Origin of the sequence: Micromonospora sp. NPDC049175 (genome assembly GCF_043197345.1) — a bacterium.
Lineage (GTDB): Bacteria > Actinomycetota > Actinomycetes > Mycobacteriales > Micromonosporaceae > Micromonospora.
In genome coordinates this window covers 207,793-231,894 of sequence record NZ_JBICSY010000005.1, presented here as the reverse complement: position 1 = coordinate 231,894, position 24,102 = coordinate 207,793, and the positions used below count along the sequence as shown (strand labels likewise).

Genomic DNA, 24,102 nt, shown 5'->3' with positions numbered 1-24,102 from the left:
AAACAGGCCTCAGCCCCGCGGGAACATCTGGCCGATGCGGATCCGGTTGCCGAACGGGTCCCGGATGCCGAAGTCGATCCCGTACGGGCGTTCGGTCGGCTCGTCGGTGATCTCGACGCCCTTCGCCACGAGTTCCTCGTGCGTCTTGTGGGCGTCGTCGGTGGTCATGAAGAGGTACCCACCCAGGGCGCCCTTGGTGAGCAGCTCGCGGACCTGCTCGGCGGTGGCCGGGTCCAGCGCCGGCGCGCCCGGCTTCTCCAACAGGATCTCCCGCTCCGGGTCGCCGGGCAGGTTGACAGTCAGCCACCGCATGAAGCCGAGATCCTGGTCGGTGTTGACCTCCATGCCGAGCTTGTTCACGTAGAAATCGAGGGCCTCGTCCTGGTCGAGGACGTAGATCTGGGAGCGGCTGATCGCGTTCATCGTCATGCCGACAACGGTAGAGGTAGACCGTGACCTGTGGCTTATCCAAAACTGCTGGGTCGGGTCCAGGCTTTGGTGAAGCACGACGGCACGTTGGCCGGCGCGACACGGTCCCGCCGGAAATCCGAGGGCGACTTGCCGACGATCTGGCGGAACGTCCGGCTGAAGGTGCCGAGGCTGCTGAAGCCGACGGCGTAGCAGATGTCCGTGACGTCCCGATCGGTTTCCACCAGCAACGTCATCGCCCGCTCCACCCGACGGCGTTGCAGGTAACGGTGCGGGGTCTCACCGAACGTGGCCCGGAAGGTGCGGATGAAGTGCGCCTCGGAGACGTACGCGATCCGGGCCAGCGCGGGGATGTCCAGCGGTTGGGCGTACGCCCGGTCCATCGCGTCCCGGGCACGCAGCATCGCCCGGTTGGACTCCTCCACCGCGCGACTCATCGGCCCCCGCTCTCTGCCCGGCCCAGGCTACGCCGGGCCATGTCGACTCACCGCGGAGCCGATCGGGAAGAGCTTTGTGAATATGGAGCCCCCGGCCGGGATCGAACCGGCGACATCTCGCTTACAAGGCGAGTGCTCTGGCCAGCTGAGCTACAGGGGCGCGTGCGTCGACGTCAGCATAGCGAGTGACGTCCGGATATCCCGCTCGCGATACCCCCCGAGCATTGGAAACGTCAACAACCCGACGCGTACGGGTTTACCGGTGCGTCGATTGATGCCTGAGCGTGCCCGAGTGCCCGGAATGCGTAGGCCGTCGGCCGGGTCGGGCGGCACCCCGCCTTGGCAGCAGGGGCAAACCCGTTTACGGTTCACTCACACGGACGACAGCCCGGCGCCCCCGCGCGCGAGCCGCAGTCCGCTGACCGGCACGGATACGTGCCTGTCGCTCCTTCACTCGGATCGTCCGGCACGTTCCTGCCGGTGAAAGGAAGCGCTTCACCATGGCTACGGTCACCTATTCCAAGGCTTCCCGGGTCTACCCGGGCCAAGAGCGTCCCGCCGTCAACGAGCTGAACCTGGAGATCGGCGACGGCGAGTTCCTCGTCCTGGTCGGCCCCTCCGGCTGCGGCAAGTCCACAAGCCTGCGGATGCTCGCCGGCCTGGAGGACGTGGACGCCGGCTCGATCTACATCGACCAGCGTGACGTCACCCACCTTCCTCCGAAGGCCCGCGACATCGCGATGGTCTTCCAGAACTACGCGCTCTACCCGCACATGACGGTGTACGAGAACATGGCGTTCGCCCTCAAGCTGCGCAAGACCTCCAAGTCGGAGATCGACCGGCGGGTCAAGGAGGCGGCGGCCCTGCTCCAGTTGGAGGAGTACCTCAGCCGCAAGCCGAAGGCGCTCTCCGGTGGTCAGCGTCAGCGTGTCGCGATGGGCCGCGCGATCGTCCGCGAGCCGCAGGTCTTCCTCATGGACGAGCCGCTGTCGAACCTCGACGCCAAGCTGCGTGTGCAGACCCGTACCCAGATCGCGTCCCTGCAGGCCAAGCTGGGCGTCACCACGGTCTACGTCACGCACGACCAGGTCGAGGCCATGACCATGGGTCACCGTGTCGCCGTGCTGCTCGACGGTGTCCTCCAGCAGGTGGACACCCCCCGCGCGCTCTACGACACCCCGTCGAACGTGTTCGTCGCCGGTTTCATGGGTTCCCCGGCCATGAACATCAAGACCGTCGCGCTCAACGAGCAGGGTGCCGAGTTCGCCGAGCTGAACATCCCGCTGACCCGGGAGCAGGTCGCGGCGGCCCGCAGCGAGGGTGGCAACGGCAAGGTGACCGTGGGCTTCCGCCCGGAGGACTGCGACCTGGTCAGCCCGACCGAGGGCGGCATGCCGGTCGTGGTCGAGCTCGTCGAGGACCTCGGCTCGGACGCCAACGTCTACGGCCACGCCGCGCTGGGTGGCAGCTCGGAGCGCTTCGTCGTCCGCACCGACCGGCGCAGCATGCCGAACATGGGTGACACCGTGTTCGTCAAGCCGCGTACCGGTCGCAGCCACGTCTTCCACGCCGCCACCGGCAGCCGGATCTGACGTAACGCTCAACCGACAGGGGCGGTCCGCTGCGGCGGGCCGCCCCTGTCGTCGTACCGGTGGTGGATCTTCACCCCCCGGAGCCAGCGTGGATGTGGCTCCGCGGGGTGACTCGGCGGGGTGGGCCGCGCCCGTAGCGTCGCGGCACGCCCAACCCGAGGAGACGCCGTGTCCGCCACCGCTCAACCGATCAACCGATCCCGGCCGTACCTGGTGGTTCGCCTGGCCGGCCGCAGCCTCGCCTACTGCGCGACGCTGGTGCCGGTCGCCCTGCTCGCGCTCGTGACCGTCCCGTGGGGCGGGGCAGGTGCCGCCGTCGCGCGATGGAGGGCCCTGCGTACCGGGCTGCTCGGCGCGCCCCCAACGCCCGTGCCCGGCCGGCGGCCCGGCCGGGTCGCGGTGCTCGGCCACGCGCTGCTCAGCCTGCTCCTCGGCGCGGTGGCCCTGCTGCCGCTCGGCGTCCAGGTGCTGATGGTGCTGCGCGGCGTGCTGTACGGCGTGGTGGACCCCGGACCGTACGACCACTCCTGGGGCGGTCCGAGCCGGGCCGGCGCGTGGCTGGCGCACTTCCTCGTCGGCCTGCCGATCGCCGCCGCCGGCCTGGCCGCGCTGGTCGGCATCGCCGCCGTGCACCAACTGTTGACCCGACGTCTCGACGGGGAGCGGAGCCCGCTCTGGCTGATCCCGACCACCCTGCTGATGGCGCTTGCCGGTGCGGTGCTCTTCGTCGCCTGGACCCACCAGATCTGACGGCGAGGCCCCCTCCCGCAGCGGCGGAAGGGGGCCTCGTCGGACGTCGTTACAGCTCGACCGAGCGGCGGCGGGCGACCTCGGCGAGGGTGACCGCGGCGGCCACGCTGGCGTTCAGCGACTCCACCTCGGAGATCATCGGGATGCTGACGGTCAGGTCGCAGGTCTCCCCGACCAGGCGGGACAGCCCGCGCCCCTCGGAACCGACCACGACCACGAGCGGACCGACGGCGGCTTCCAGGTCGTACAGGTCGGTGTCGCCGTCGGCGTCCAGGCCGACCACCATGAAGCCGGCGTCCCGGCACGCCTTCAGCGACCGGGTCAGGTTCGTCACCTGCGCCACGGGCACCCGCGCCGCCGCGCCGGCGCTGGTCCGCCAGGCGGTCGCGGTGATCCCCGCAGCACGTCGCTCGGGTACGAAGACACCCTGCGCGCCGAACGCGGCGGCCGACCGGATCACGGCACCCAGGTTGCGCGGATCGGTGACACCGTCCAGCGCGACGAGCAGCGGGGCCTGCTGCTCCAGGGCGGCGGCGACCAGGTCGTCGAACGGCTGGTACGCGAATGGCGGCACCTGCAACCCGACGCCCTGGTGCAGCACGCCGCCGGTCATCCGGTCCAGCTCGGCCCGGCTGATCTCCAGGTTGGCGATGCCCCGGTCGGCGGCGGTCCGGATGATCTCGTTGATCCGGTCGTCCATGTCGATGCCCTGGGCGACGTAGAGCGCCGTCGCCGGCACCTGGGCGCGCAGCGCCTCCAGCACCGGGTTACGCCCGACCAGCAGCTCCGGGGTGTCCTTGCTCGGGTTGGACTTGCGCCCCGGCGCGACCCGAGGACCGGACCGCGCGGTGGGCTTGCCGCCCCGCCCGCCGGCAGCCCCACGGCCGCCGGTGGCAGCGCCCCGACCCCCGGGTACGCCCCGACCGCCGCCCCTGCCCCAGGTGGTGTCCTTGCTGCCCGGCTGACCGATCTTGGGGGCGCGCCCCTCGTCGGCCGCCGCGCGGCGCTCCTTGTCCTGCTTCCAGGCGGTGCGCTGGGGCAGCTTCTCGGTGCCCGAGTAGCCCTTGTGCCACGGCCGCTCGTCGGCGGGCAGGGTGCGCCCCCGCCCGGCCAGCGAGTCCTTGTTCTTGCCGCCGGTGCCCTTGGGGGCGCCTGCCTTCGACGTCAGTCGCCGGCCACGGCGCTGCGAGTTGCCGGCCATCAGTCCTGCTCTCCAATAGTCCAACGGGGGCCCTGGGGGGTGTCCTCGACCACCACACCGGCCAGCTTGAGCTGGTCCCGTACCGCGTCGGCGGCAGCCCAGTCCTTGCGGCCCCGGGCCTGCGCGCGCTGCTCCAGGGCCAACGCGATCAGGGAGTCCACCACGGCCCGTAGATCACCCGTGCGGCCACCGCCGCTCCAGTCCGGGCTGAGGGGGTCGATCCCGAGGATATCCAGCATCGCCCGCACCGCGGCCAGGGTGGTGCGGACGGTCACATCGTCGCCGACGCTCAGCGCGGTGTTGCCGTCCCGAATGTGCTGTTGCAGCACGGCCAGCGCGGCGGACGTGTTGAGGTCGTCGTCCATCGCCGCGACGAAGCCGCCGGGCAGCTCACCGAGCTGCTCGACGCCGACCCGCTCGGCCGCCCGCTGCACGAAACCCTCGATCCGGCGGTACGCGGTCGCGGCCTCGCGGAGCGAGTCCTCCGAGTAGTCGATCACCGAGCGGTAGTGCGCGGCGGCGTAGTAGTACCGCAGCTCGACCGGCCGCACCCCGAGCGAGTCCACGTACGCCAGGTTGAGCGCGTTGCCCGCGGACTTGCCCATCTTGGCCCCGCCGATGCTCAGCAGCCCGTGGTGCACCCAGTAGCGGGCGAACGGCAGACCGGCGGCCTTGGACTGGGCGATCTCGTTCTCGTGGTGCGGGAACGTCAGGTCCAGACCGCCGCCGTGGATGTCGAACTCCGGGCCGAGATAGCGCCAGCACATCGCCGAGCACTCGATGTGCCAACCAGGGCGGCCCAGCCCCCAGGGCGACGGCCAGTAGGCGTCCGCCGGCTCGTCCGGTTTGGCACCCTTCCAGAGCGCGAAGTCGCGCGGGTCCCGCTTGCCCCGGTCCGGCGCGTCCCCGGCCGACTGCATCGCGTCCGGAGACTGACCCGACAGCGACCCGTACGCCGGCCACGACGCCACGTCGAAGTAGACATCGCCGGAGCCGTCGGTGGCCGGGTACGCGTGCCCGTCGGCGACCAACTTGGTGATCAGCTCGTGCATCTCCGGGATGTGCCCGGTGGCCCGCGGCTCGTAGGTGGGCGGCAACACGTTCAACGCCCGGTACGACTCGGCGAGGAGCAACTCGTTCGCGTACGCGATCGACCAGAACGGCCGACCCTGCTCGCCCGCCTTGACCAGGAGCTTGTCGTCGATGTCGGTCAGGTTGCGGATGAAGGTGACCTCGTAGCCGGCGGCCTGCAGCCAGCGACGCAGCACGTCATAGTTGACGCCGGAGCGAAGGTGGCCGATGTGCGGCGGAGACTGAAGGGTGAGACCACACAGGTAGACCCCCACCTTGCCGGCTTCCCGCGGGACGAAGTCCCGCACCGATCGGGTGGCAGTGTCATACAGGCGTAGCGTCACCGTACAAGGGTAGCTGTCCGTGCCTGTCCGGATCGGCCGGTGCCGGGTCGTACGCTGCCAGACGTGGACGCGACCGCACGCTCCGGTGAGACCCCAGCCCACCCCAGTGCCCCCACCGACGCTGTGCCGGGGCAGGCCAACGCGGTCGGACAAGCCGGCGCGGTCGGACCGGCCGGGCTTGTCGACGCCGCTGCGGGACGCCCCGGGGAGATGTCGCAGACCCTCGACCGAGGGTTACGGCTGCTGCACCTGGTTGCCGACGCCTCGGGCGGCCTGACCGTCACCGAGGCCGCCAACCGGCTCGGCATCGGCCGGGCCGCCGTCTACCGGCTCGTCGGCCCGCTCACCGGGCACGGCATGCTGCGCCGCGACGGCGTCGGACGGCTACACCTCGGCGCCGGACTGCTGCACCTGGCCCGACGCGCCCAGCCGCTGCTCGCCGAAGGCGCCCTGCCCGCGCTACGCCGCCTCGCCGAGCAGGCCGGCGCGACCGCACACCTGACCGTCGTCGAGGGTGGCGAAGGCGTCGCCCTGGCCGTGGTCGAGCCGACCTGGACGTCGTTCCACGTCGCGTACCGTGCCGGGGCCCGCCACCCCCTGGACCGAGGGGCGGCGGGCCGAGCCATCCTGGCCGGCCGATCCGGGGAGGCTGCGCCGGTGAGCAGCAGCGGGGAGTTACAGGCCGGGGCGTACGGGGTGGCCGCGCCGGTGCTCGGCGTACCCGGCCTGGAGGCGAGCGTCGGCGTGGTCGCGCTCGCCCCGCTGGACGTGGACACCATCGGCCCCCAGGTGCAAGCCGCCGCCACAGCCATCACCACAGCCCTCAGCTGATCCCGAGCCCGCGACCACCACCTCGCTGGCTTGATCAACTCGGGTTCATGAAAGTCGCGATGTCCCAAGGCCAACGACCGCCCGACTTTCAGAAACGCGAGTGGATCACCACCGGCGGGCGGTCCAAAGGCGCCCGTGTCGGTCGATCCGGCCGGGGCTATAGCACAATCGGCAGGCGGGTTCGTGGTTGTCCACAGGTCCGGCGGGACGCGCGGGCCGGGTTGTCCACAGGGGTTTCGGTGGCCAGTGGGTGGTCGGCAGGCTGCTTGGCATGCCACCACGTCCGCATCGCCCCGATGCCCTGAGCTGGCAGGTCTTCCGCGGCTCCGACGCCGTCCGGGACGGCCTGCTCACCGAACATCAGCTGCGCAACTCCGCCTGGGTGCGGTTGCGCCACGACATTTACGCCGATGCGCGGCTGGAGCGGGACCACGCCCTCGCGTGTCGCGCCGCACTCCTCCGGCTACCGCCCGGAGTGGTCGTCGGCGGCCCGTCGGCCGCCCACCTCCACGGCGTCCTACACGCCGCGAGTTTCACCGACGATGTGCACGTCCTCGTGCCCCGATCATTGCGGGTCGGCCCACAGCGCGGCCTCAGTGTGCACGTCAACGCCCTCACCAGACTAACGGCGAGCGAAACCCCAGAGCCGGCCGCGCCCCCACCAACGACACGGCGACTGCCAGGCACAAGACGACCATCAGCCGCAGGCCATCCGCCGGACGCAGGACGGCCACCAGCCGCGGGCCAACCACCGGACGCGAGCCAACCACCGGACACAAGACGGCCACCAGCCGCAGGGCGGCCGTCGAGCGCTGGACGTCCACGCGATGCGGCGCGACCTATGGGAGCAGAGCGCCCACCTGCCGGCGGAACGTCACCACGCCCAACACGACAACTGTTCCGCCCGGCGGCGTCCATCAGAGCAGGGGCAATCGCGACGGCCCGGCCGGGCGTTGGGTGGACGGCGGCCAGCACACTCGGGTCTCGAGAGCAGGATGTCCTCATCCCCCGGTCCGACCCTGGGCGGGCCGCCTGGGAAACGGCTGTCTGGCTCGATCCGGTTCGGGCCGTCGCCATCGTCGACTCGCTGCTCGGGCAGGGGCTGGCCGATCGCGACACCCTGGCTGCCCTGGCTGCCCGCAACGCCGATCGGCCCGGTGGGCGACGAGCGCGCTGGGTCTTCGACCTGGCCGACAGCGGAGCCGAATCTCCGCCAGAGTCGCACCTACGCGTGCGGTTGGTGCTGGGTGGGCTGCCGCGCCCCGTGGTGCAACATCCGGTACGCCTGCCCATCGGCGTTGTCCTGCACCCCGATCTGGCCTGGCCGCAATATCGGGTAGCGGTGGAGTACGACGGGAAGTGGCACTCCGACGCAGAGCAACTGCACCGCGACCGCCGTCGGCTGAACCTACTGGTCAACGCGGGTTGGCTGGTCCTGCACGTGACCAGCCGACGGCTGAACCGTGAGTTCCCGGCGGTGCTTCGGGAGGTGCGGGACGCGCTGGTCAGCCGCGGATGGCGACGGGGATCGCCCACATGACCATGATCGACTCGGGTTCCCGCAAACCGCGCCTTCCACCGCACCTCGACACCCCACCTACAAGAAAATCGAGTCGATCAAGCCCGCAGACCGCCCCGCGCACCGGCCCGCGAAGCTGGCGCATCGGCCCGGGAAGCCGGCACGTCGATCAGCGCGGCCGGCGCATCGGCCCGCGAGGCCGGCACGTCGATCAGCGCGGCCGGCACGTCGGCCCGCGAAGCCGGCACTTCAGTCAGCACGGCCGGTACGTCGGCCCGCACGGCCGGCAGGTTGGCGAGCGCGGCCGGCAGGTCGGCCAGGCTGGACACTTCGGCATCGGGCACGGAATCGTCCGGGCGCGGCAGACCGTGTCGGTTCAGCCACACCGATCGCAAGCCCGCTCGCTGCGGTGCCACCACGTCGTGCTCCCACGAGTCCCCGACGTACACGATCTGGCCGGCGGGCACCCCGGCTGCCGCGACCACCGCCGCGTAGAACTCCGGGGCCGGTTTCTTGGGCAGGCCGTTCTCGTGGGCGTACATCTCGAAGGTGAACTCGCCGGTGAGCCCGCAGCGTTCGGCGCGGCTGTTGCCGTTGGTGGCGAAACCCAGGGTGTACCGGGGGCGCAACGCGGCCAACGCCGCCGGCACGTCCGGGAAGGGTCTGGTGAGGGCGAACCGGCGGGCGAAGAAGAGGACGGCGATCTCGTCCAGGTGGTCGTTCAGGCCGGCGCGGGCCAGCGACCGGGCCAGGGCGGCGCGGCGGATCTCCACGACCGGGGCGGCCGACAGGTCACCGAAGACCGCGTCCCAGTCCGATTCCAGTTCGGCAAGGGTCACCTCGTTCGCCGCCGGGCTACGCCGCCGCATCTCGTCGAGGACGGCCACCAGCCCGCCGGTCACCGCGGGGCGCAGGTCGAGCAGGGTTTCGTCGGCGTCGAACACCACTGTGGTCAGCACGCTGCCCACTGTCTCATCGACCGTCGAGCGCCAGCGCGGGCTCGGGCGAGACGGGCGCGGGTGCCGACGGAGTTCCGCGCAGCTCGTCGAGTCGGACCAGCGCGACCCCGGCGACGATCAACGCGCCGCCGAGGAGTTGCCACCCCGTGGGCAGCTCGTCCAGGAACAGCCAGGCGATCAGCACCGCGAAGAGCACCTCGGTCAGCCCGACGAACGACGACAGCCGGGGGCCGAGGATCCGGGTGCCGGCGATGCCGGCCAGGTACGCGATGACGGCGGCCACCAGCGAGAGCCCGGCGATCGGCAGCAACCAGCTGGTGGGCTGCCCAGCGAAGGTGACCTCGCCGAAGGTGGCGTGCAGCGGAAGCAGTCCGGTCAGCCCGATGAGGAGCAGCACGGCGGCGCCGACGGCCATTCCGCCGCTGGCCAGGGCGACCGAGGGCAGCCGGGGGTCGACCCGCCCGGCGAGCACGAAGTACCCTGCCAGGCCGAATGCCGCACCCAGACCCCAGAGCACACCCACGGGGTGGAAGTCGGCGGTGCCGGCGAGGTCGAGCACGAACGCCAGCCCGACCAGGGCGGCCACCGACCCGGCCACGGTGAGCCGGCGGGGTCGCTGCCCGTGCCGTAGCCACATCCACCCCACGACGAGGATGATGCCCAGGTATTCGAGCAGCAGCGCGACACCGACCGGCAGATAGCGCACGGCGTTGAAGAAGCAGACCTGGGCCAGCGCCACCCCGAGGAGCCCGAACAGCCCGATGGCCGTGGCGTTGCTCCGCAGCACCGCCCACCTGCCCCGCAGCGACAGCAGGGCGGGGATCGCCAGCACCAGGGCGGCGATACCGACCCGGGCGATCACTGCCGACTCGGCCGACCAGCCGGCCTCGATGAGTGATCGCGCGAAGGTGCCGGAGGTGGCGAAGGTGACTGCGGAGAGCAGCGCCAAGGCGGCGCCGGCGGCAGGTCGTGAGTGCATGTCGCGCTCCTCGGGTCGGCACCGTGTCATGAGCAAACTATCCTTGTGCTGATGACGCTAGGCGGAAGCTATGACAGGAGTCAAGGTGCTATTTGCTCATGACACCGAGTGTTCCCTGATCGCCGCCGCCGCGCTGGTCAACACCGCGGGCCGGGACGGCGAGCTGCTGCCCGACATTGCCGCGCTGGACGCCTTCTTCGTCCGCTACTCCTACAGCGGGCGGCACGAGCACACCGACGCGGAGCTGCGCGGCGTCCAGCAGTTGCGGCCCCGGCTGCGCCGCATCTGGTCCACCGAACCGCCCGAGATCGTCGCCATCGTCAACGGCCTACTACTGGAACACAAGGCGCTGCCGCAGCTCATCGAGCACGACGACGAGCCGTACCACCTGCACGCCACGCCCCGCGACGCGCCGCTGGCCACCCGGATAGCGGTGGAGGCGGCGATGGCGATCGCCGACCTGGTCCGGATGGGCGAGCTGAGCCGACTGCGGATCTGCGAGTACCCGGACTGCGACAACGTGGTCGTCGACCTGTCTCGCAACCGGTCGCGGCGGTTCTGCGAGGCCGGCTGCGGCAACCGCGCCGCCGTGACCGCCTACCGCGCCCGACGCGCCGCCGGCCGCTCCTGAGCGGTGGCCGCCCACTCCTCGGCCCGCAACTCGTACTCCACCTCGCCCTGCTCGGTCCCCGGAATCGGATCGTCCCACCGGAGGTGGAAGGTCCGCACATAACGCAGACCCGCCTTGACCATCACCCGCCGCGAGCGTTCGTTTACAGCCATCGTCTCGGCCCAGACCCGACGCACCCCGACCGTGTCGAAGGCGTACCTGACCAACGCCCGCGAACCCTCCGTGGCCAGCCCTCGCCCCCACGTCGAGCGCCGCAGCCGGTAGCCCAACTCGGCCTCGGTGCCGTCCGCCGACGGGTCGAGCGCGAACCAGCCCAGGAACTCGCCCGACTCCCGATCGTGCGCCGCCCACCGCCCCAGCCCGGGATGCCGCTCGTACTGACCGAGGAGCCTCGGCAACTGCTCGTCGCGGACCGTGGCCGGCGGCGTGGCGACACCACCGCTGAGGAACCGCATCACCTCGGGATCACCGTCCAACTCGACAAGCAGGTCGACGTCCGCCATGGTCAACCGCCGAAACCGCAACCGCTCGGTGCAGGGCAGGTCCCTCATAACGGGATCATCCCGCCACCACACACCACCGTCGAGCCGTTTACCCGCGCCGCCGTATCCAAGATCCGCACAACATCGGGGAAGTTGCTGCCTCAGACCGTGACGAGGCAGCAACATCGCCGAAGTTGCTGCCAAAGAAACCCCGCGACCACCGTCGCGGGCGAGGCGGTCGCGTCAGCGCGGGGGCGCGACCACGAAGAGCCGCCAGGAGTACGCGTCGACAACCAACACGGGCCCGTCCGAGTCCTTACTGTCTCGCACCCCGACCACGTCCCCAAGATTCGTCGCCACCTCGACGCAGTTGCCGTCCTGGTTGCTGCGGCTGCTCTTGCGCCATCGAGCGCCGGTCAACTCCACGATTCGGCCACCTCGTTCATCAGCTCGATGGAAGCCTGCGGGGGCAGGGCTTCCCCCAAGGTAGCTTCCCAGATCCGCTGTAACCGCAACAGATCCCGTGGCTGGTCCAGCTCCTGCCCCCGAACCTGGCTGTCCAGGTAGGCCACTTCCGTGCCGTCGGGCAGGGCAGCGAACGCGAACGGTCCACCGAGCCCCGGGTACTCCTCGGCGCATCGCGGCACGACGTGCAGCCGGACCCGCGGGTGCCCGGTGGCAATGCCGGCCAGGTGCAGCGTCTGGTCGCGCATCACCTTCCGCCCGCCCACCCGTCGCCGCAACACTGCCTCGTCCAGCACCGCCACGATCTGCGGCGCACGCTCGCTGTGCAGCACGTCCTGACGGTCCATCCGGTCGGTCACTCGCCGATCGACTTCCTCGGGAGCGAGCAGGCCGCCGGCCTCGAAGACCGCCCGCGCGTAGGCCTCCGTCTGGAAGAGCCCCGGCACGTAGCGGGGCTCGTACCACCGGACCATCCGTGCCTGCTCGAAGATCGCCTGCCAGCCACGTAGCCAGGGCTGTGCCCGGTCCAGGCTGACCAGTTCGGTGGGCATCCGGCCGAAGAGGCCGCCGGTGTCCAGGGCGCGGTCGACGAGTTCCAGGTACTTGGCGGTGGGCGCCTGCTGGCCCAGCTCTACGGCGCTGACCATCGACGCCGAGTAGTTCACCGCCTTGGCCAACTCGTCCTGACTCCAACCCCGCCGAGCCCGTGCCCGGCGTAGCTCCGCGATCAGGAACGCCGCCGCCGTCATCTGTCCATCGGCCATGCCGTACCCGCCCTCCACCCCGCCGACGATCATCTCCAGCCGGCCGCCAGCGGCGGTGCCACCCGAAACAGGGCGACTATGACGACGCGGCCAAACCCTTCCGACCGTAGTCGCCTGATCACCAGACTGTGAAGCGCGGCACCGCTCCCCGTCCCCCGGGATCTGCCGGCGCCGCACGGGACCGCCCGATCCCCCGTGCCGGGCGGTCCCACCTCCCATATCCCCATCACGCCGGTCACCCCGACTGGCCGCGCAAGATCGTGCTCGATCGTGGAAACAGTGGGGTCCCGGCGTGCGGAAGCCACTACATCCTGGTTCGAGCACGATCTTGGCCCGGCCCGGACGCGCAGCCGGCCCGGACGCGCAGCCGGCCCGGACGCGCAGCCGGCCCGGACGCGCAGCCGGCCCGGACGCACAGCCCGACCCGGGACGCGCGGGGAGCGCGGCGTGATGCCACAAACGATTCAGGTCGAAAGGAAGGCCGTCGCATGTCCCGGACCACCCCGGACGACCGTGCCACGACTCCACCTCGAAAGCACCTGGCCCTGCGCCCGCTGTGGCTCTGCCGGGTCTGCGCCGCGCCGTGGCCGTGCCCGGTCGCCCGACTCACCCTGCGCCGGGAGTACGCGCACGACCGGATCGGGTTGAGCGTCTACCTGTGCGCGGTCCTGCACGAGGCGGCTGCCGACCTGTACCGCCTGAACCCGCACGACGGCCCGGACCCCGCCGCGCTCTTCACCCGCTTCCTCGGCTGGGCGAGACCACGGCACATGCCCTGAGCGGGACAGACCACGGCGCGTGCCCTGAGCGGGACAGACCACGGCACATGCCCTGAGCGGGACAGACCGCGGCCGGGCGGCGGCCGGGCAGCGCTCAGCGGGGTCAGGGGTGGGTCATCCGCAGCAGGTCGAGCGTCTCGTCGAGCTGGGTCTCGGTGAGCTTGCCGGAGTCGACGTGGCCCCGGGAGATCACCACCTCGCGGATGGAGATCTGCTTGGCCAGCGCCTCCTTGGCGATCGAGGCGGCCTCGTCGTACCCCAGGTAGCGGTTGAGCGGGGTGACGATCGACGGTGAACCTTCGGCGTACGCCAGGCAGACCTCGGCGTCCGCGACCAGGCCGGCCACCAGCCGGTCGGCGAACAGCCGGCTCACCGCGGAGAGCAGCCGAATCGACTCCAGCAGGTTGCGGCCCATCACGGGGAGCATCACGTTCAGCTCGAAGTCGCCCTGGGAGCCGGCGAAGCCGACTGTCGCGTCGTTGCCGATCACCTGTGCGCAGACCTGCCGCATCGCCTCGGCGACCACCGGGTTGACCTTGCCGGGCATGATCGACGAGCCGGGCTGGAGGTCGGGGATACGGAGTTCGCGGAGGCCGGCACGCGGACCGGAACCCATCCACCGGATGTCGTTAGCGATCTTGTAGAGGCCGACCGCCACGGTACGTAGCTGCCCCGACGTCTCCACGAGCGCGTCCCGGGCACCCTGCGCCTCGAAGTGGTTGCGCGCCTCGGACAGCGGCAGCCCGGTCGACTCGCGGAGCTTGCCGATCACGGCAGCGGCGAAGCCGAGTGGGGTGTTGATCCCGGTGCCGACGGCGGTGCCGCCGAGTGGCAGCTCGGCCAGCCGGGGCAACGCGCCTTCCAGCCGGTCCATGCCATAGCGGACCTGGGCGGCGTACCCACCGAACTCCTGGCCCAGGGTGACCGGGGTGGCGTCCATCAGGTGGGTGCGTCCGGCCTTGACGACCGTCTCGAACTCCGCCGCCTTGGCCTCCAACCCCGCTGCCAGGTGGCCCAGCGACGGCAGCAGGTCCTCCACGATGAACTGGGTGGCGGCCAGGTGGATCGAGGACGGGAAGACGTCGTTGCTGGACTGGGAGGCGTTGACGTGATCGTTCGGGTGCACAGGTGAGCCCAGCTCCCGGCCGGCCAGGGTGGCGATCACCTCGTTGGCGTTCATGTTCGACGAGGTGCCCGAACCGGTCTGGAACACGTCCACCGGGAACTGGTCGTCGTAGCCGCCGTCGGCCACGTGCGCGGCGGCTGCGGCGATGGCGGCTGCCACGTTGGCCTCGATCACGCCCAACTCGCCGTTGACCTCGGCCGCCGCGCCCTTGATCTGGGCCAGGGCCTTGATCTGGGCCGGTTCGATGCCCCGGCCGGAGATCGGGAAATTCTGCACCGCCCGCTGGGTCTGTGCCCGCCACAGCGCCTCGGCGGGCACCTCCACCTCGCCCATCGAGTCGCGTTCGATCCGGTAACCGGTCGCCTCTGGAGTCGTCACACGTACCATCCTGCCGCGCCCGTGGCCGACTCGCAGATGATCCGTCAGCCCACCTCGGCGAGCAGCCGTTCCACCTCGTGCTGGTCCGGCGACTCGATCTGGCGGAACAGGAACAGCGCCCGGTTCAGGTGCGCTCGCGCCGCCGCCGGGTCGCTCGCAAGCAGGCAGCGGGCGATGCCTGTCAGCGCCCGGCCCTGCTCGTTTCGGGCCCCCAGCTCTGTGGCGTCGGCGAGCACCCGGCGATGCAGGTCGAGGGCACTTGTCACGTCCCCCTGGTCCAGGATGGCTCGGGCCAGCAGGTTGCGCGAGCCGCACTGGGCGACGCGGTCCCCCACCTCGGTCATCGCGACAAGTGCCGCACGATGCAGGTCGGCGGCCTGTTCCGGGCGCCCAGCCTCCCGTTCCATCATCCCGATCTCGTTCAGCACCTCACCCTCACCGAACCGGGTGCCCATCTGCCGCTTGAAACGCAGAGCCACGTGCAGCAACCGGCTGGCCGGTCCCACGTCACCCATCCGATGCCGGATCATCCCGAGATGCCCGAGGGCGTTGCCGAGTCGGCGCGGGCCGCCGATCTCGCGTGCGATGCCCAGGTGCCGTCGGGCAAGGAGCAGCGCCTCGTCGAGCCTTCCCCACAGCAGCAGGGTCATCGACAGGTTGTTGAGTTCGTTCGTCAGCGCCTCCTTGTCGCGCATCCGCGTCGCCAACGCGCGGGCCTCGTCGAAGCACTCCCGGGCGCGGCGAAACTCGAAGTTGGCGGCGTACGAGCTGCCCAGGTTGCCGAGCGAGTTGCGGAACCCGCTGCGCAGACCCAGCTCGCGGAAGATCCCGAGTGACCTCTCCATGACCCGGATCGACTCGGGAAAATCACCCAGCCGGTAGTGGGCCGAGGCCAGATAGTTGAGCACCGTCGCCACTGCCCGGTCGTCGCCCAACGCCTCGGCGGCGCGCAGGCCGATGGTGTGTGTCTCGATCAGCTCATCCAGCCGACCGCCCTCGAACTGGGCGAACCAGCACGCCCTCGCCAACTGCCAGCAGTAGCGGGGGAATGCCTCGGTCTCCGCCAACCGGACCAGGGCGGTCCACACCGCCAGGTTCTCGTCGAGCCAGGCCTGGCCCTGCTCGGCGACGAGCGCGACCAGGTCGGGGCGGAGCGGTTCCGCCACCACGATCAGCGAGTGGAGCGAGGAGAGCTCCTTCTTGCGGGCGATCGCCGTGGCGACGTGCAGGTGGTGGTCGAGCAGACGTTCGATGCCGTCCCGCCGCTCGGCTTCTCGACCCGGCTCGGACACCAGGGTCCGCGCGTACTCCCGGACCAGGTCGTGCAACCGGTACCGACCCGGCTCGGCCTCCTCCACCAGGTTCGCGTCGACCAACTCGTCGAGCAGGTCCTGGGCGTCGGGTAGGGGCAGTTCGGCGAGGACGGCGGCGACCGAGTTGTCGAACCGTACCCCCGGGTGCAGGCCGAGCAGCCGGAACGCACGCTGCGCCGTCGGCGACACCTGGGCGTACGACAGGGCGAAGGCCCGCGCGACGGACCTGTCGCCCGCTTCGAACTCGGCCAACGGGTCGGGTCGGCTCATCAGCCGCTCGGCCAGGTCGGCGATGCGCCAACGGGGCCGGTGCGCCAGTCGGGCGCCGGCCAGCCGGATGGCGAGTGGCAGGTGGCCGCAACGGCGGACGACCTCGGTGGCCGCCTCCGGTTCGGCCGCCACCCGGTCGACGCCGACCACGTGCCCGAGCAGTTCGATCGCCTCGTCCGTGTCGAGTACGGGCAGTGAGGACGGTCGTCCCTCGTCCACCCCGACCAACCGGCGACGGCTGGTGATCAGGACCAGGCAGTGCGAACCGTTTGGCAGCAGGGGTGTCACCTGGTCGGCGGTGGCCGCGTTGTCGAGCACCAGCAGGGCGCGTCGTCCGGCCAGCTCGGTGCGCCAGAGCGCCAACCGGTCGTCCTGGTTCGTCGGCACCCGCTCGGCCGGCAGACCGAGCTGCCGCAGCAGTGTGGCCACCGCCGCGGCGGGTGTCAGGGGGGTGCGCTCGCTGTGCCCGTGCAGGTCGATGTAGAGCTGGGCGTCCGGGTAGTCGTTGGCGAGGGCGGTGGCGACGTGCACGGCGAGGGTGGTCTTACCGCTACCGGCCATTCCGTCGATGAGTTGGATTCGCGCGCCGGCCTCCACGTCCTTGATCAGGCGGGCCAGGGTCTGCTGCCGACCTGTGAAGTCGCCGATCGCCCGGGGCAGTGAGCGGACCGGCTGGATCGGCGACGACGCCCGACCGGCCAGGACCAGATCGCCGGCGAGTACGCGTTGGTGCAGCTTCTGGAGCTCGGCGCCCGGTTCGATGCCCAGTTCCTCGGCGTAGGACCGCCGACCCTCCCGGTAGACCCCGAGCGCGTCGGCCTGTCGACCGACCGAGGAGAGGGCGAGCATCAGTTGGCCGCGCAGTCGCTCCCGCAGCGGATGCTGGTCGACGCTCTCGGTGAGCTCGTCGATCAACTCGGCGCCTCGGCCGAGACGCAGCTCGACGTCGACGCACTCCTCCAACGCGGTCAGGCGCTGCTCGTCGAGGGCCTGCGCGCGGCGGCGGACGCTGCGGCTCGGGATGCCGCCGAGGGCCGGCCCGCGCCAGAGCGCCAGGGCGGCGCGGTATTCCGTCCGCGCGTCGTCCAGCCAACCGGCCTCGGCGGCGGCACGGGCCGCCTCCACCCCCCTGGCGAAGACCTCGACGTCCAGGTCGTCCGGCCCGGTACGGACGCCGTACCCCGCCGGATCGGTGACGATGGCCTCCGGTGTCAGCCCCAGTTCGGCGAACCGGCGTCGCAGTCGCGACACACAGGTCTGTAGCTGGGCCCGGGCGGTCGCCGGGGGGCGTTCCTCCCACACCGCGTCGACAAGCTCTTCCACGGGCACGAGCCGGCCGGCCCGTAACAGCAGCGTGGCGAGCACGATCCGGTCTCGACCAGCGGTGACGGTGGCCTCGCCACCGCCCACCCGCAGAGGCCCCAGGATCCCGAACCGCATCTGCTCCCCCGCATCACTGGCCCGACTTTCAGCAGCGTAGTCCGGCGGTGACAGATCGGCTCAGTCAGGCGATAGCGATGTGAGAGCGGATCGGCAGCGGTCCATCGGACACTCACTCCGGGTTGTCGGTGACGGCATCCGACGGGGGCGGTGCGCACGTCCCATCACCCCCACCGGGGGCGGGCGCACCGATGTCGGTTCAGCACGGGCGACAGAAGGGGCGTCGAGCGGATTCGCTCGACGCCCCTTGCCGTGCCGGTCGGGTCAGCGGCGGCCGACGGTGAGCACCGGCTTGGTGACCTCGGCGAAGAAGTCGTTGCCCTTGTCGTCGACCACGATGAAGGCGGGGAAGTCCTCCACCTCGATCTTCCAGACCGCCTCCATGCCCAGCTCCGCGTATTCGAGCACCTCGACGTGCTTGATGCAGTCCTGGGCGAGGCGGGCGGCGGGACCGCCGATGGAGCCGAGGTAGAAACCGCCGTGCCGCTGGCAGGAACGGGTCACCTGGCCGGACCGGTTGCCCTTGGCGAGCATCACCTGGGAGCCGCCGGCGGCCTGGAACTGCTCCACGTAGGCGTCCATCCGGCCGGCCGTGGTCGGGCCGAAGGAGCCGGAGGCGTAGCCCTCGGGGGTCTTCGCCGGGCCGGCGTAGTAGACCGCGTGGTCGCGCAGGTACTGCGGCATCGGCTCACCGGCGTCCAGCCGCTCGGCGATCTTCGCGTGCGCGATGTCCCGGGCCACCACGAGCGGGCCGGACAGTGACAGCCGGGTCTTCACCGGGTATTTCGACAGCTCGGCGCGGATCTCGTCCATCGGCCGGTTCAGGTCGACCCGGACGACCAACTCGGCGTCGAGCGCGTCGTCGGTGACGTCGGGCAGGAACCGCGCCGGGTCGGTTTCCAGTCGCTCCAGCCACACACCCGACGGGGTGATCTTGGCGACCGCCTGCCGGTCCGCCGAACAGGAGACGGCGATCGCCACCGGGCAGGACGCGCCGTGCCGGGGCAGCCGCACCACCCGGACGTCGTGGCAGAAGTACCGGCCGCCGAACTGGGCCCCGATGCCGAAGTTCCGGGTCAGCTCCAGCACCTCCGCCTCCAGCTCCAGGTCGCGGAAGCCGTGCGCGCTCATCGAGCCGGAGGTGGGCAGCGCGTCGAGATACTTCGCGCTGGCGTACTTCGCGGTCTTCAGGGCGTACTCGGCGGAGGTGCCGCCGATGACGATGGCCAGGTGGTACGGCGGGCAGGCGGCGGTGCCGATCAGCCGCAGCTTCTCCTCCAGGAACTGCATCATCCGCGTCGGGTTGAGCAGCGCCTTGGTCTCCTGGTAGAGGTACGACTTGTTGGCCGAGCCACCACCCTTGGCCATGAACAGGAACTTGTACGCGTCGGGGTGCCCGTCCGGGTCCTCGGCGTACAGCTCGACCTGGGCCGGCAGGTTGCTGCCGGTGTTCCGCTCGTCCCACATGGTCAGCGGGGCGAGTTGGGAGTAGCGCAGGTTGAGCTTGGTGTAGGCCTGGTAGACGCCCCGGGAGATGGCCTCGGCGTCCGCGCCGTTGGTGAGCACGTGCCGGCCACGCTTGCCCATCACGATCGCGGTGCCGGTGTCCTGGCACATCGGCAGCACCCCGCCGGCGGCGATGTTGGCGTTGCGCAGCAGGTCCAGCGCGACGAACCGATCGTTCGGCGAGGCCGCCGGGTCGTCGATGATCGCCCGGAGCTGGGCCAGGTGCGCGGGGCGGAGGAAGTGCGCGATGTCGTGCATCGCCTCGGCGGTCAGCGCGGTGAGCGCGGCCGGCTCCACGGTGAGGAACCGACGGCCTCCCGGGCCGTGTACGACGTCGACGCCCTCGTCCGTGACCAGGCGATAGTCCGTCTGGTCGGGGCCGGTCGGCAGCAGGGGGGCGTACGAGAATGCGGCGGCACTGCTCATGAGCGGCAAGCCTAGGGCAGACCGGTCGATCACTCCCACCCGCCGGGCGGGTCCTGGGACGCCGCTCTCATCCCGCGGGCCCGCCGCCCGCTCATCCAGCGGGTGACCAGGCCCTCAGCCGTCCTTGCCGCCGTCCGGGTCGGGGCAGAGTTCGCCCTTCGGCCCGCAGTCGCCGTTGGTCGGCCCGCCGGGGCCGGTGCCGTTCGGCGCGGGGTTCCCGCCGTCGCCGGGCGGGCGGGCCGGTGAGCCCCCGGCAGCGCCGAAGCGGACGTAGCCGATCTCGCGTCCCTCGCCGATGATCATGCCTTGCGACCCGACGGCGAGGGCGTTGGCCGAGGTGCGCAGCATGGCCAACTCCCGCCCGTTGCGCGGGTCCACAGCGACCAACCGGGACGGCTTCTCGTCGGTGACCACCGCCGCGTACGGGGTCAGCGCGGCACCGGCCTTGCCGGTGGCGGGCCGGGTCCACAGCACCCGGTCGGTGCCGAGCTGACGGGCGACCACCGAACGTTTGTCGGCGGCGCGGAACACCGCGTAGCGGTCGTCGACAGCGATCAGCTTGGTGCCCGCCTCGCCGACCCAGAGCAGCCGGCCGTCGTACCCGTCGACGACCGCCTCGCGGCCGTCCGGGCCGACACCGATCAGCACGTTCCGCGCGCCCTGCGGATCTTCGCGCTGCACGCAGCCGGCGCTGTCGGCGGTCCGCAGGTTGACCCCGGCACGCTGCCAGGTCTCCTGACCGGTCGCCGGGTCCCGGGCGGAGATGGCGAAGTAGCAGGTGCCGTCCTGGGATCGGGCGGCGATCCGCAGCATCCGGCCGCCCACCACGGACAGCCGCTCGTCCCGCCCGGGTTCGACGTTCTGCAACACGCGACCGGTGGCGGTGTCGACGACGTGCACCCGACCGTCCACCGGGAAGCCGAGCAGCGGTGGCGCTGGTTCCGCCCCGGCCACCCCGTCGTCGATGCGGGTGGCGGTGAGCCGACGGGTGCCGCGCAGGCCGGGGTTGTCGGCGAGCAGGCCGCTGTGCACCCCGGGCAGGAACGCCGTCCAGAGTGGCGTGGTGCCGCGTGGGTCCCAGGCGCTCAGGGTGCAGTCGGTCGCGTCCGTGCAGCGGGCGTCGAGGAGCAGGTTGCGGTACGTCCAGACGGCCACCGCGTCGGCGTCGCGTCGCCGGGTCGCCCCGGTGGCCGGGTCGAGCAGCTCGTACCCCTTGACCAGGAGCTTGCCCACGGCGACGACCGCGTCCCGGTCACCGCCCGCGACCGCCGACCAGTCCGCCTTGCGCTCCCAGAGCTGGGCGCCGGTGGCCAGGCTGCGGGCTTCCACCCGGGTACGCTGCTCGACCACGACGGCGTCGCCGGCGATCGTCACGCTGCGCGGGGTGCCGCCGATCCGTTGCTGCCAGACCACGTCCGGCTCGGAGATGGGTTCGCTGCGGTCCACCCAGTCCCACAGACCGGGGAAGGGGTTCCACACGCCGGTCGCGGCGAGCGCGACGACCACGGCGAGGCCGAGCAGCAGCCCACCGCGCACGCTCCCCTTCGCCACCCGCACACCGTAGCCACGATCACGGAACTTCCGTACGCCCGCGCCGCCGTGTCGCCGCGCTTTCTGCGCGCGAAGGTGTTACGAGGACCCCCGCACGGAGCTGCGTACCAGCGGCAGCGTGCGGTACGGGATCTGCTCGGCCAGCGCGATGATCGTCGAGGCCCGGGTGATGCCGGCCGAGGAGACGATCTGGTCGATGACCCGTTGCAGGTCGGTGTTGGAGCGGGCCACGATCCGGCAGAGCAGGTCGCTGGAGCCGGTGATGGTGTGCGCCTCCAGCACCTCGGGGATGGCGGCGAGGTGGGCGGTGACCGGGTCGTGGCCGTGCCGCTGGCTGATCTCCAGGGTGACGAAGCTGGTCACCCCGAACCCGATCGCGGCCGGTGCGATCTCCGGGCCGAAGCCGCCGACGACACCCCGGTCGACGAGCTTGTCCAGCCGGGCCTGCACGGTGCCCCGGGCCACCCCGAGCCGGCGGGAGCATTCCAGCACCCCGATCCGCGGCTCCTCGGCGAGCAGTTCGATCAAGCGCACGTCGAGCGCGTCGAGCTGTACAGCCTGCTCACCATTCATGGGTCAACACCATACCGAATGCACAACCTGACCAGCATTTACGCCGACAGTTGCCCACTCGATGCCCGTCCCGCGATCCTTCGGTCAGGAACCGGCCCACGAGGCCGGCCGGTACGCGAGGGAGACCACCATGACCCAGGCGATCGACCGACCCCAGTCGACCGAGGACGTCGACGTCGACCGGCTCGTCGGCGCTGTCGACCACGACATCAGCCACGACCCGTTCCCGGTCCGGGGCCTCGACCACGTGCACTTCCTGGTCGGCAACGCCAAGCAGGCCGCGCACTACTACTCCACCGCGTTCGGCATGACCTGCGTGGCGTACCGCGGCCCCGAGCAGGGTTACCGGGACCACGCCCAGTACGTGCTCACCAGTGGCTCGGCCCGGTTCGTGCTGACCGGCGCGGTGCGCCCGGACGCCGACGGCGCCGAGCACGTGGCGAAGCACAGCGACGGGATCAGCGACATCGCGCTGGAGGTGCCGGACGTCGACGCCGCGTACGCGCACGCCATCGCGCAGGGCGCCGCCAGCGTCGTGGAGCCGCACGAGGTGACCGACGAGCACGGCACCGTCCGGATGGCCGCCATCGCCGCGTACGGCGACACCCGGCACACCCTCGTCGACAGGTCGCGCTACACCGGCCCGTTCCTGCCCGGCTTCGCCGCTCGCGGCCCGATCGTGGACCGGCAGCCGATGATCGCCGCCGGCATCCAGCCGAAGCGCTTCTTCCAGGCCGTCGACCACGTGGTCGGCAACGTGGAGCTGGGCCGGATGGACGAGTGGGTCGAGTTCTACAAGCGGGTGATGGGCTTCTCCAACATGGCGGAGTTCGTCGGCGACGACATCGCCACCGACTACTCGGCGCTGATGAGCAAGGTCGTCGCGAACGGCACCCGCAAGGTGAAGTTCCCGCTCAACGAGCCGGCGATCGCCCGCAAGAAGTCCCAGATCGACGAGTACCTGGAGTTCTACCAGGGCCCCGGCGCGCAGCACATCGCCGTCGCCACCAACGACATCCTGGCCAGCGTCGACGCGATGCGGGCCGCCGGGGTGGAGTTCCTGGACACCCCGGACTCGTACTACGAGGACCCCGAGTTGCGCGCCCGCATCGGCAAGGTGCGGGTGCCGATCGAGGAGCTGAAGGCCCGCAAGATCCTGGTCGACCGGGACGAGGACGGCTACCTGCTCCAGATCTTCACCAAGCCGGTGCAGGACCGCCCGACGGTCTTCTTCGAGCTGATCGAGCGGCACGGCTCGCTGGGCTTCGGCAAGGGCAACTTCAAGGCGCTCTTCCAGGCGATCGAGCGGGAGCAGGAAGCCCGCGGCAACCTGTAACACTTGCGAGCGTGACGCAGCCTCCGTCGTACACGACGCCGCCGGCCGGTGGGCCTCAGCCCGCCGCCGGCGGCGTCGTGCCGCCGCCCGGACCACACCCCCACGGGTACGCTGTCCCGCCGCAGTACGCCCCGCCCGGGTACGCCCCGCCCGGGTACGCCCCGCCCGGGTACGCCCCGCCACCGTGGTCCGCCGGACCCTCCGGCCCGGTGCCTCCGCCGCTGAGCCCGGCCGGTCAGCCGCTGGCGAGCTTCGCCGACCGGCTGTTGGCCTGGCTGATCGACACGGCGTTGGCCAGCGCCGTGTCGCTCGTGCTGTTCCTGCCGTTCTTCCTCTTCCTCTGGTGGCGGATGCTCACCGAGATGACCCGGACCAACCCGGACGGCTCGCTGGTGGAACCGGACATGGCCACCCTCTTCGTCGAGTTCTTCCTGCCGCTCCTGCTGCTCCAGCTCGGGCTCCTCGTCGTGATGCTCGGTTTCTACTGGCTCTACCACGTGGAATACCTCAAGCGCGACGGTCAGACGGTGGGCAAGAGGGCGCTCAAGCTGCGCGTGGTGCCGATCGACCCGAGCCGCACGCTGGACCGGCGGATGGCCGGCCGCCGCTGGCTCGTGCAGTACCTGGGGGGCTCGTTGGTCCCGGCCGGCACCTACGTCGACGGGTTGTGGCAGGTCTGGGACAAGCCGTGGCAGCAGTGCCTCCACGACAAGTTCGCCGAGACGGTCGTCGTTAAGGTGTCCTCGTGAGCGAGCGCAACGACCGAAACAGCAGGCAGCGAAGCGGAGCGGCGGCGTGAGCGAGCGCAGCGAGCGAACCATCAGGCTCAGAAGCGTGGCGCCTCGCGCCGACGCGCAGCGAAGCGGAGCGGCGGCGTGAGCGAGCGCAGCGAGCGAACCATCAGGCTCAGAAGCGTGGCGCCTCGCGCCGACGCGCAGCGAAGCGGAGCG

21 protein-coding genes, 1 tRNA gene and 1 pseudogene are annotated in these 24,102 nt (G+C 71.1%); 8 read left to right on the top strand and 15 right to left on the bottom strand.

Annotation, left to right across the window (positions count from 1 at the left end; translation table 11 throughout):
* Nucleotides 1-9 precede the first annotated feature (9 nt).
* From ACGFH8_RS21325 to ACGFH8_RS21315, 3 genes are all read right to left on the bottom strand, one after another.
* Complete coding sequence (locus ACGFH8_RS21325) at nt 10-429, bottom strand: VOC family protein (RefSeq protein ID WP_393369605.1); 420 nt, start codon at nt 427-429, stop codon at nt 10-12.
* 35 nt (nt 430-464) lie between these two features.
* Complete coding sequence (locus ACGFH8_RS21320) at nt 465-866, bottom strand: helix-turn-helix domain-containing protein (protein WP_393369604.1); 402 nt, start codon at nt 864-866, stop codon at nt 465-467.
* Between the two features lie 83 nt (nt 867-949).
* Nucleotides 950-1,026, bottom strand: a tRNA-Thr gene (locus ACGFH8_RS21315).
* A gap of 340 nt (nt 1,027-1,366) precedes the next feature.
* Here ACGFH8_RS21315 and ACGFH8_RS21310 point away from each other — a divergent pair.
* Nucleotides 1,367-2,458: an ABC transporter ATP-binding protein gene (locus ACGFH8_RS21310; RefSeq protein ID WP_393369601.1), complete on the top strand. Its 1,092-nt coding sequence runs from the start codon at nt 1,367-1,369 to the stop codon at nt 2,456-2,458.
* A 168-nt stretch (nt 2,459-2,626) separates the two neighbouring features.
* Nucleotides 2,627-3,208: a hypothetical protein gene (locus ACGFH8_RS21305; RefSeq protein ID WP_393369598.1), complete on the top strand. Its 582-nt coding sequence runs from the start codon at nt 2,627-2,629 to the stop codon at nt 3,206-3,208.
* A 49-nt stretch (nt 3,209-3,257) separates the two neighbouring features.
* On the opposite strand, the gene rlmB is transcribed toward ACGFH8_RS21305, so the two are convergent.
* Nucleotides 3,258-4,409: a 23S rRNA (guanosine(2251)-2'-O)-methyltransferase RlmB gene (gene rlmB, locus ACGFH8_RS21300; RefSeq protein WP_393369595.1), complete on the bottom strand. Its 1,152-nt coding sequence runs from the start codon at nt 4,407-4,409 to the stop codon at nt 3,258-3,260.
* Nucleotides 4,409-5,824: a cysteine--tRNA ligase gene (gene cysS, locus ACGFH8_RS21295; protein ID WP_393369592.1), complete on the bottom strand. Its 1,416-nt coding sequence runs from the start codon at nt 5,822-5,824 to the stop codon at nt 4,409-4,411. The genes rlmB and cysS overlap by 1 nt, the downstream gene beginning before the upstream one ends.
* Before the next feature lie 63 nt (nt 5,825-5,887).
* On the opposite strand from cysS, the gene ACGFH8_RS21290 reads away from it, so the two are divergent.
* Entirely contained in the window at nt 5,888-6,655 is a 768-nt protein-coding gene (locus ACGFH8_RS21290) for an IclR family transcriptional regulator (protein WP_393369590.1), read from the top strand.
* Nucleotides 6,656-7,886: 1,231 nt separating this feature from the next.
* Nucleotides 7,887-8,195, top strand: a complete 309-nt coding sequence (locus ACGFH8_RS21285) for an endonuclease domain-containing protein (protein ID WP_393369587.1) — start codon at nt 7,887-7,889, stop codon at nt 8,193-8,195.
* A 266-nt stretch (nt 8,196-8,461) separates the two neighbouring features.
* On the opposite strand, the pseudogene ACGFH8_RS21280 reads toward ACGFH8_RS21285, so the two are convergent.
* A pseudogene (locus ACGFH8_RS21280) lies at nt 8,462-9,133 on the bottom strand (HAD family hydrolase); the annotation flags it as partial.
* Nucleotides 9,134-9,146: 13 nt separating this feature from the next.
* The gene (locus tag ACGFH8_RS21275) at nt 9,147-10,112 is read right to left on the bottom strand and encodes a DMT family transporter (RefSeq protein ID WP_393369585.1); all 966 of its coding nucleotides are present in this window, start codon (nt 10,110-10,112) and stop codon (nt 9,147-9,149) included.
* Between the two features lie 85 nt (nt 10,113-10,197).
* On the opposite strand from ACGFH8_RS21275, the gene ACGFH8_RS21270 reads away from it, so the two are divergent.
* A complete protein-coding gene (locus ACGFH8_RS21270) occupies nt 10,198-10,743 on the top strand; it encodes a CGNR zinc finger domain-containing protein (protein ID WP_393369583.1) in 546 nt (181 codons plus the stop codon).
* On the opposite strand, the gene ACGFH8_RS21265 is transcribed toward ACGFH8_RS21270, so the two are convergent.
* The 3 genes from ACGFH8_RS21265 to ACGFH8_RS21255 form a co-directional block, all read right to left on the bottom strand.
* Nucleotides 10,710-11,294, bottom strand: coding sequence for a GNAT family N-acetyltransferase (locus ACGFH8_RS21265; RefSeq protein WP_393369580.1), 585 nt, complete (start codon nt 11,292-11,294; stop codon nt 10,710-10,712). The two genes, ACGFH8_RS21270 and ACGFH8_RS21265, sit on opposite strands and share 34 nt — an antisense overlap.
* A 174-nt stretch (nt 11,295-11,468) precedes the next feature.
* On the bottom strand, nt 11,469-11,651 hold the full coding sequence (locus ACGFH8_RS21260; RefSeq protein ID WP_393369578.1) for a DUF397 domain-containing protein: 183 nt from the start codon (nt 11,649-11,651) through the stop codon (nt 11,469-11,471).
* Entirely contained in the window at nt 11,642-12,454 is an 813-nt protein-coding gene (locus ACGFH8_RS21255; RefSeq protein WP_393369575.1) for a Scr1 family TA system antitoxin-like transcriptional regulator, read from the bottom strand. The genes ACGFH8_RS21260 and ACGFH8_RS21255 overlap by 10 nt, the downstream gene beginning before the upstream one ends.
* 488 nt (nt 12,455-12,942) lie before the next feature.
* Between ACGFH8_RS21255 and ACGFH8_RS21250 the strand changes: the two genes are divergently transcribed.
* Complete coding sequence (locus ACGFH8_RS21250; protein WP_393369572.1) at nt 12,943-13,233, top strand: hypothetical protein; 291 nt, start codon at nt 12,943-12,945, stop codon at nt 13,231-13,233.
* Between the two features lie 103 nt (nt 13,234-13,336).
* Here ACGFH8_RS21250 and ACGFH8_RS21245 read toward each other — a convergent pair whose 3' ends face one another.
* From ACGFH8_RS21245 to ACGFH8_RS21225, 5 genes are all read right to left on the bottom strand, one after another.
* Complete coding sequence (locus ACGFH8_RS21245; RefSeq protein ID WP_393369569.1) at nt 13,337-14,746, bottom strand: class II fumarate hydratase; 1,410 nt, start codon at nt 14,744-14,746, stop codon at nt 13,337-13,339.
* 35 nt (nt 14,747-14,781) lie between these two features.
* Nucleotides 14,782-17,760 carry a BTAD domain-containing putative transcriptional regulator gene (locus ACGFH8_RS21240; protein WP_393369567.1) on the bottom strand — a complete coding sequence of 993 codons (2,979 nt, stop codon included), beginning with the start codon at nt 17,758-17,760 and terminating at the stop codon, nt 14,782-14,784.
* A gap of 264 nt (nt 17,761-18,024) precedes the next feature.
* On the bottom strand, nt 18,025-19,692 hold the full coding sequence (locus tag ACGFH8_RS21235; RefSeq protein ID WP_393369565.1) for a fumarate hydratase: 1,668 nt from the start codon (nt 19,690-19,692) through the stop codon (nt 18,025-18,027).
* A 114-nt stretch (nt 19,693-19,806) separates the two neighbouring features.
* Nucleotides 19,807-21,216 (bottom strand): PQQ-binding-like beta-propeller repeat protein, encoded by a 1,410-nt coding sequence (locus ACGFH8_RS21230; protein WP_393370448.1) that lies wholly within the window; start codon nt 21,214-21,216, stop codon nt 19,807-19,809.
* 105 nt (nt 21,217-21,321) lie between these two features.
* Nucleotides 21,322-21,816 (bottom strand): Lrp/AsnC family transcriptional regulator, encoded by a 495-nt coding sequence (locus tag ACGFH8_RS21225; protein ID WP_393369563.1) that lies wholly within the window; start codon nt 21,814-21,816, stop codon nt 21,322-21,324.
* A 130-nt stretch (nt 21,817-21,946) separates the two neighbouring features.
* On the opposite strand from ACGFH8_RS21225, the gene hppD reads away from it, so the two are divergent.
* Together hppD and ACGFH8_RS21215 are read left to right on the top strand one after the other, a co-directional pair.
* Nucleotides 21,947-23,152, top strand: coding sequence for a 4-hydroxyphenylpyruvate dioxygenase (gene hppD / locus ACGFH8_RS21220; protein WP_357252721.1), 1,206 nt, complete (start codon nt 21,947-21,949; stop codon nt 23,150-23,152).
* Between the two features lie 11 nt (nt 23,153-23,163).
* Nucleotides 23,164-23,901, top strand: a complete 738-nt coding sequence (locus tag ACGFH8_RS21215; protein ID WP_393369560.1) for an RDD family protein — start codon at nt 23,164-23,166, stop codon at nt 23,899-23,901.
* Nucleotides 23,902-24,102: the final 201 nt, after the last annotated feature.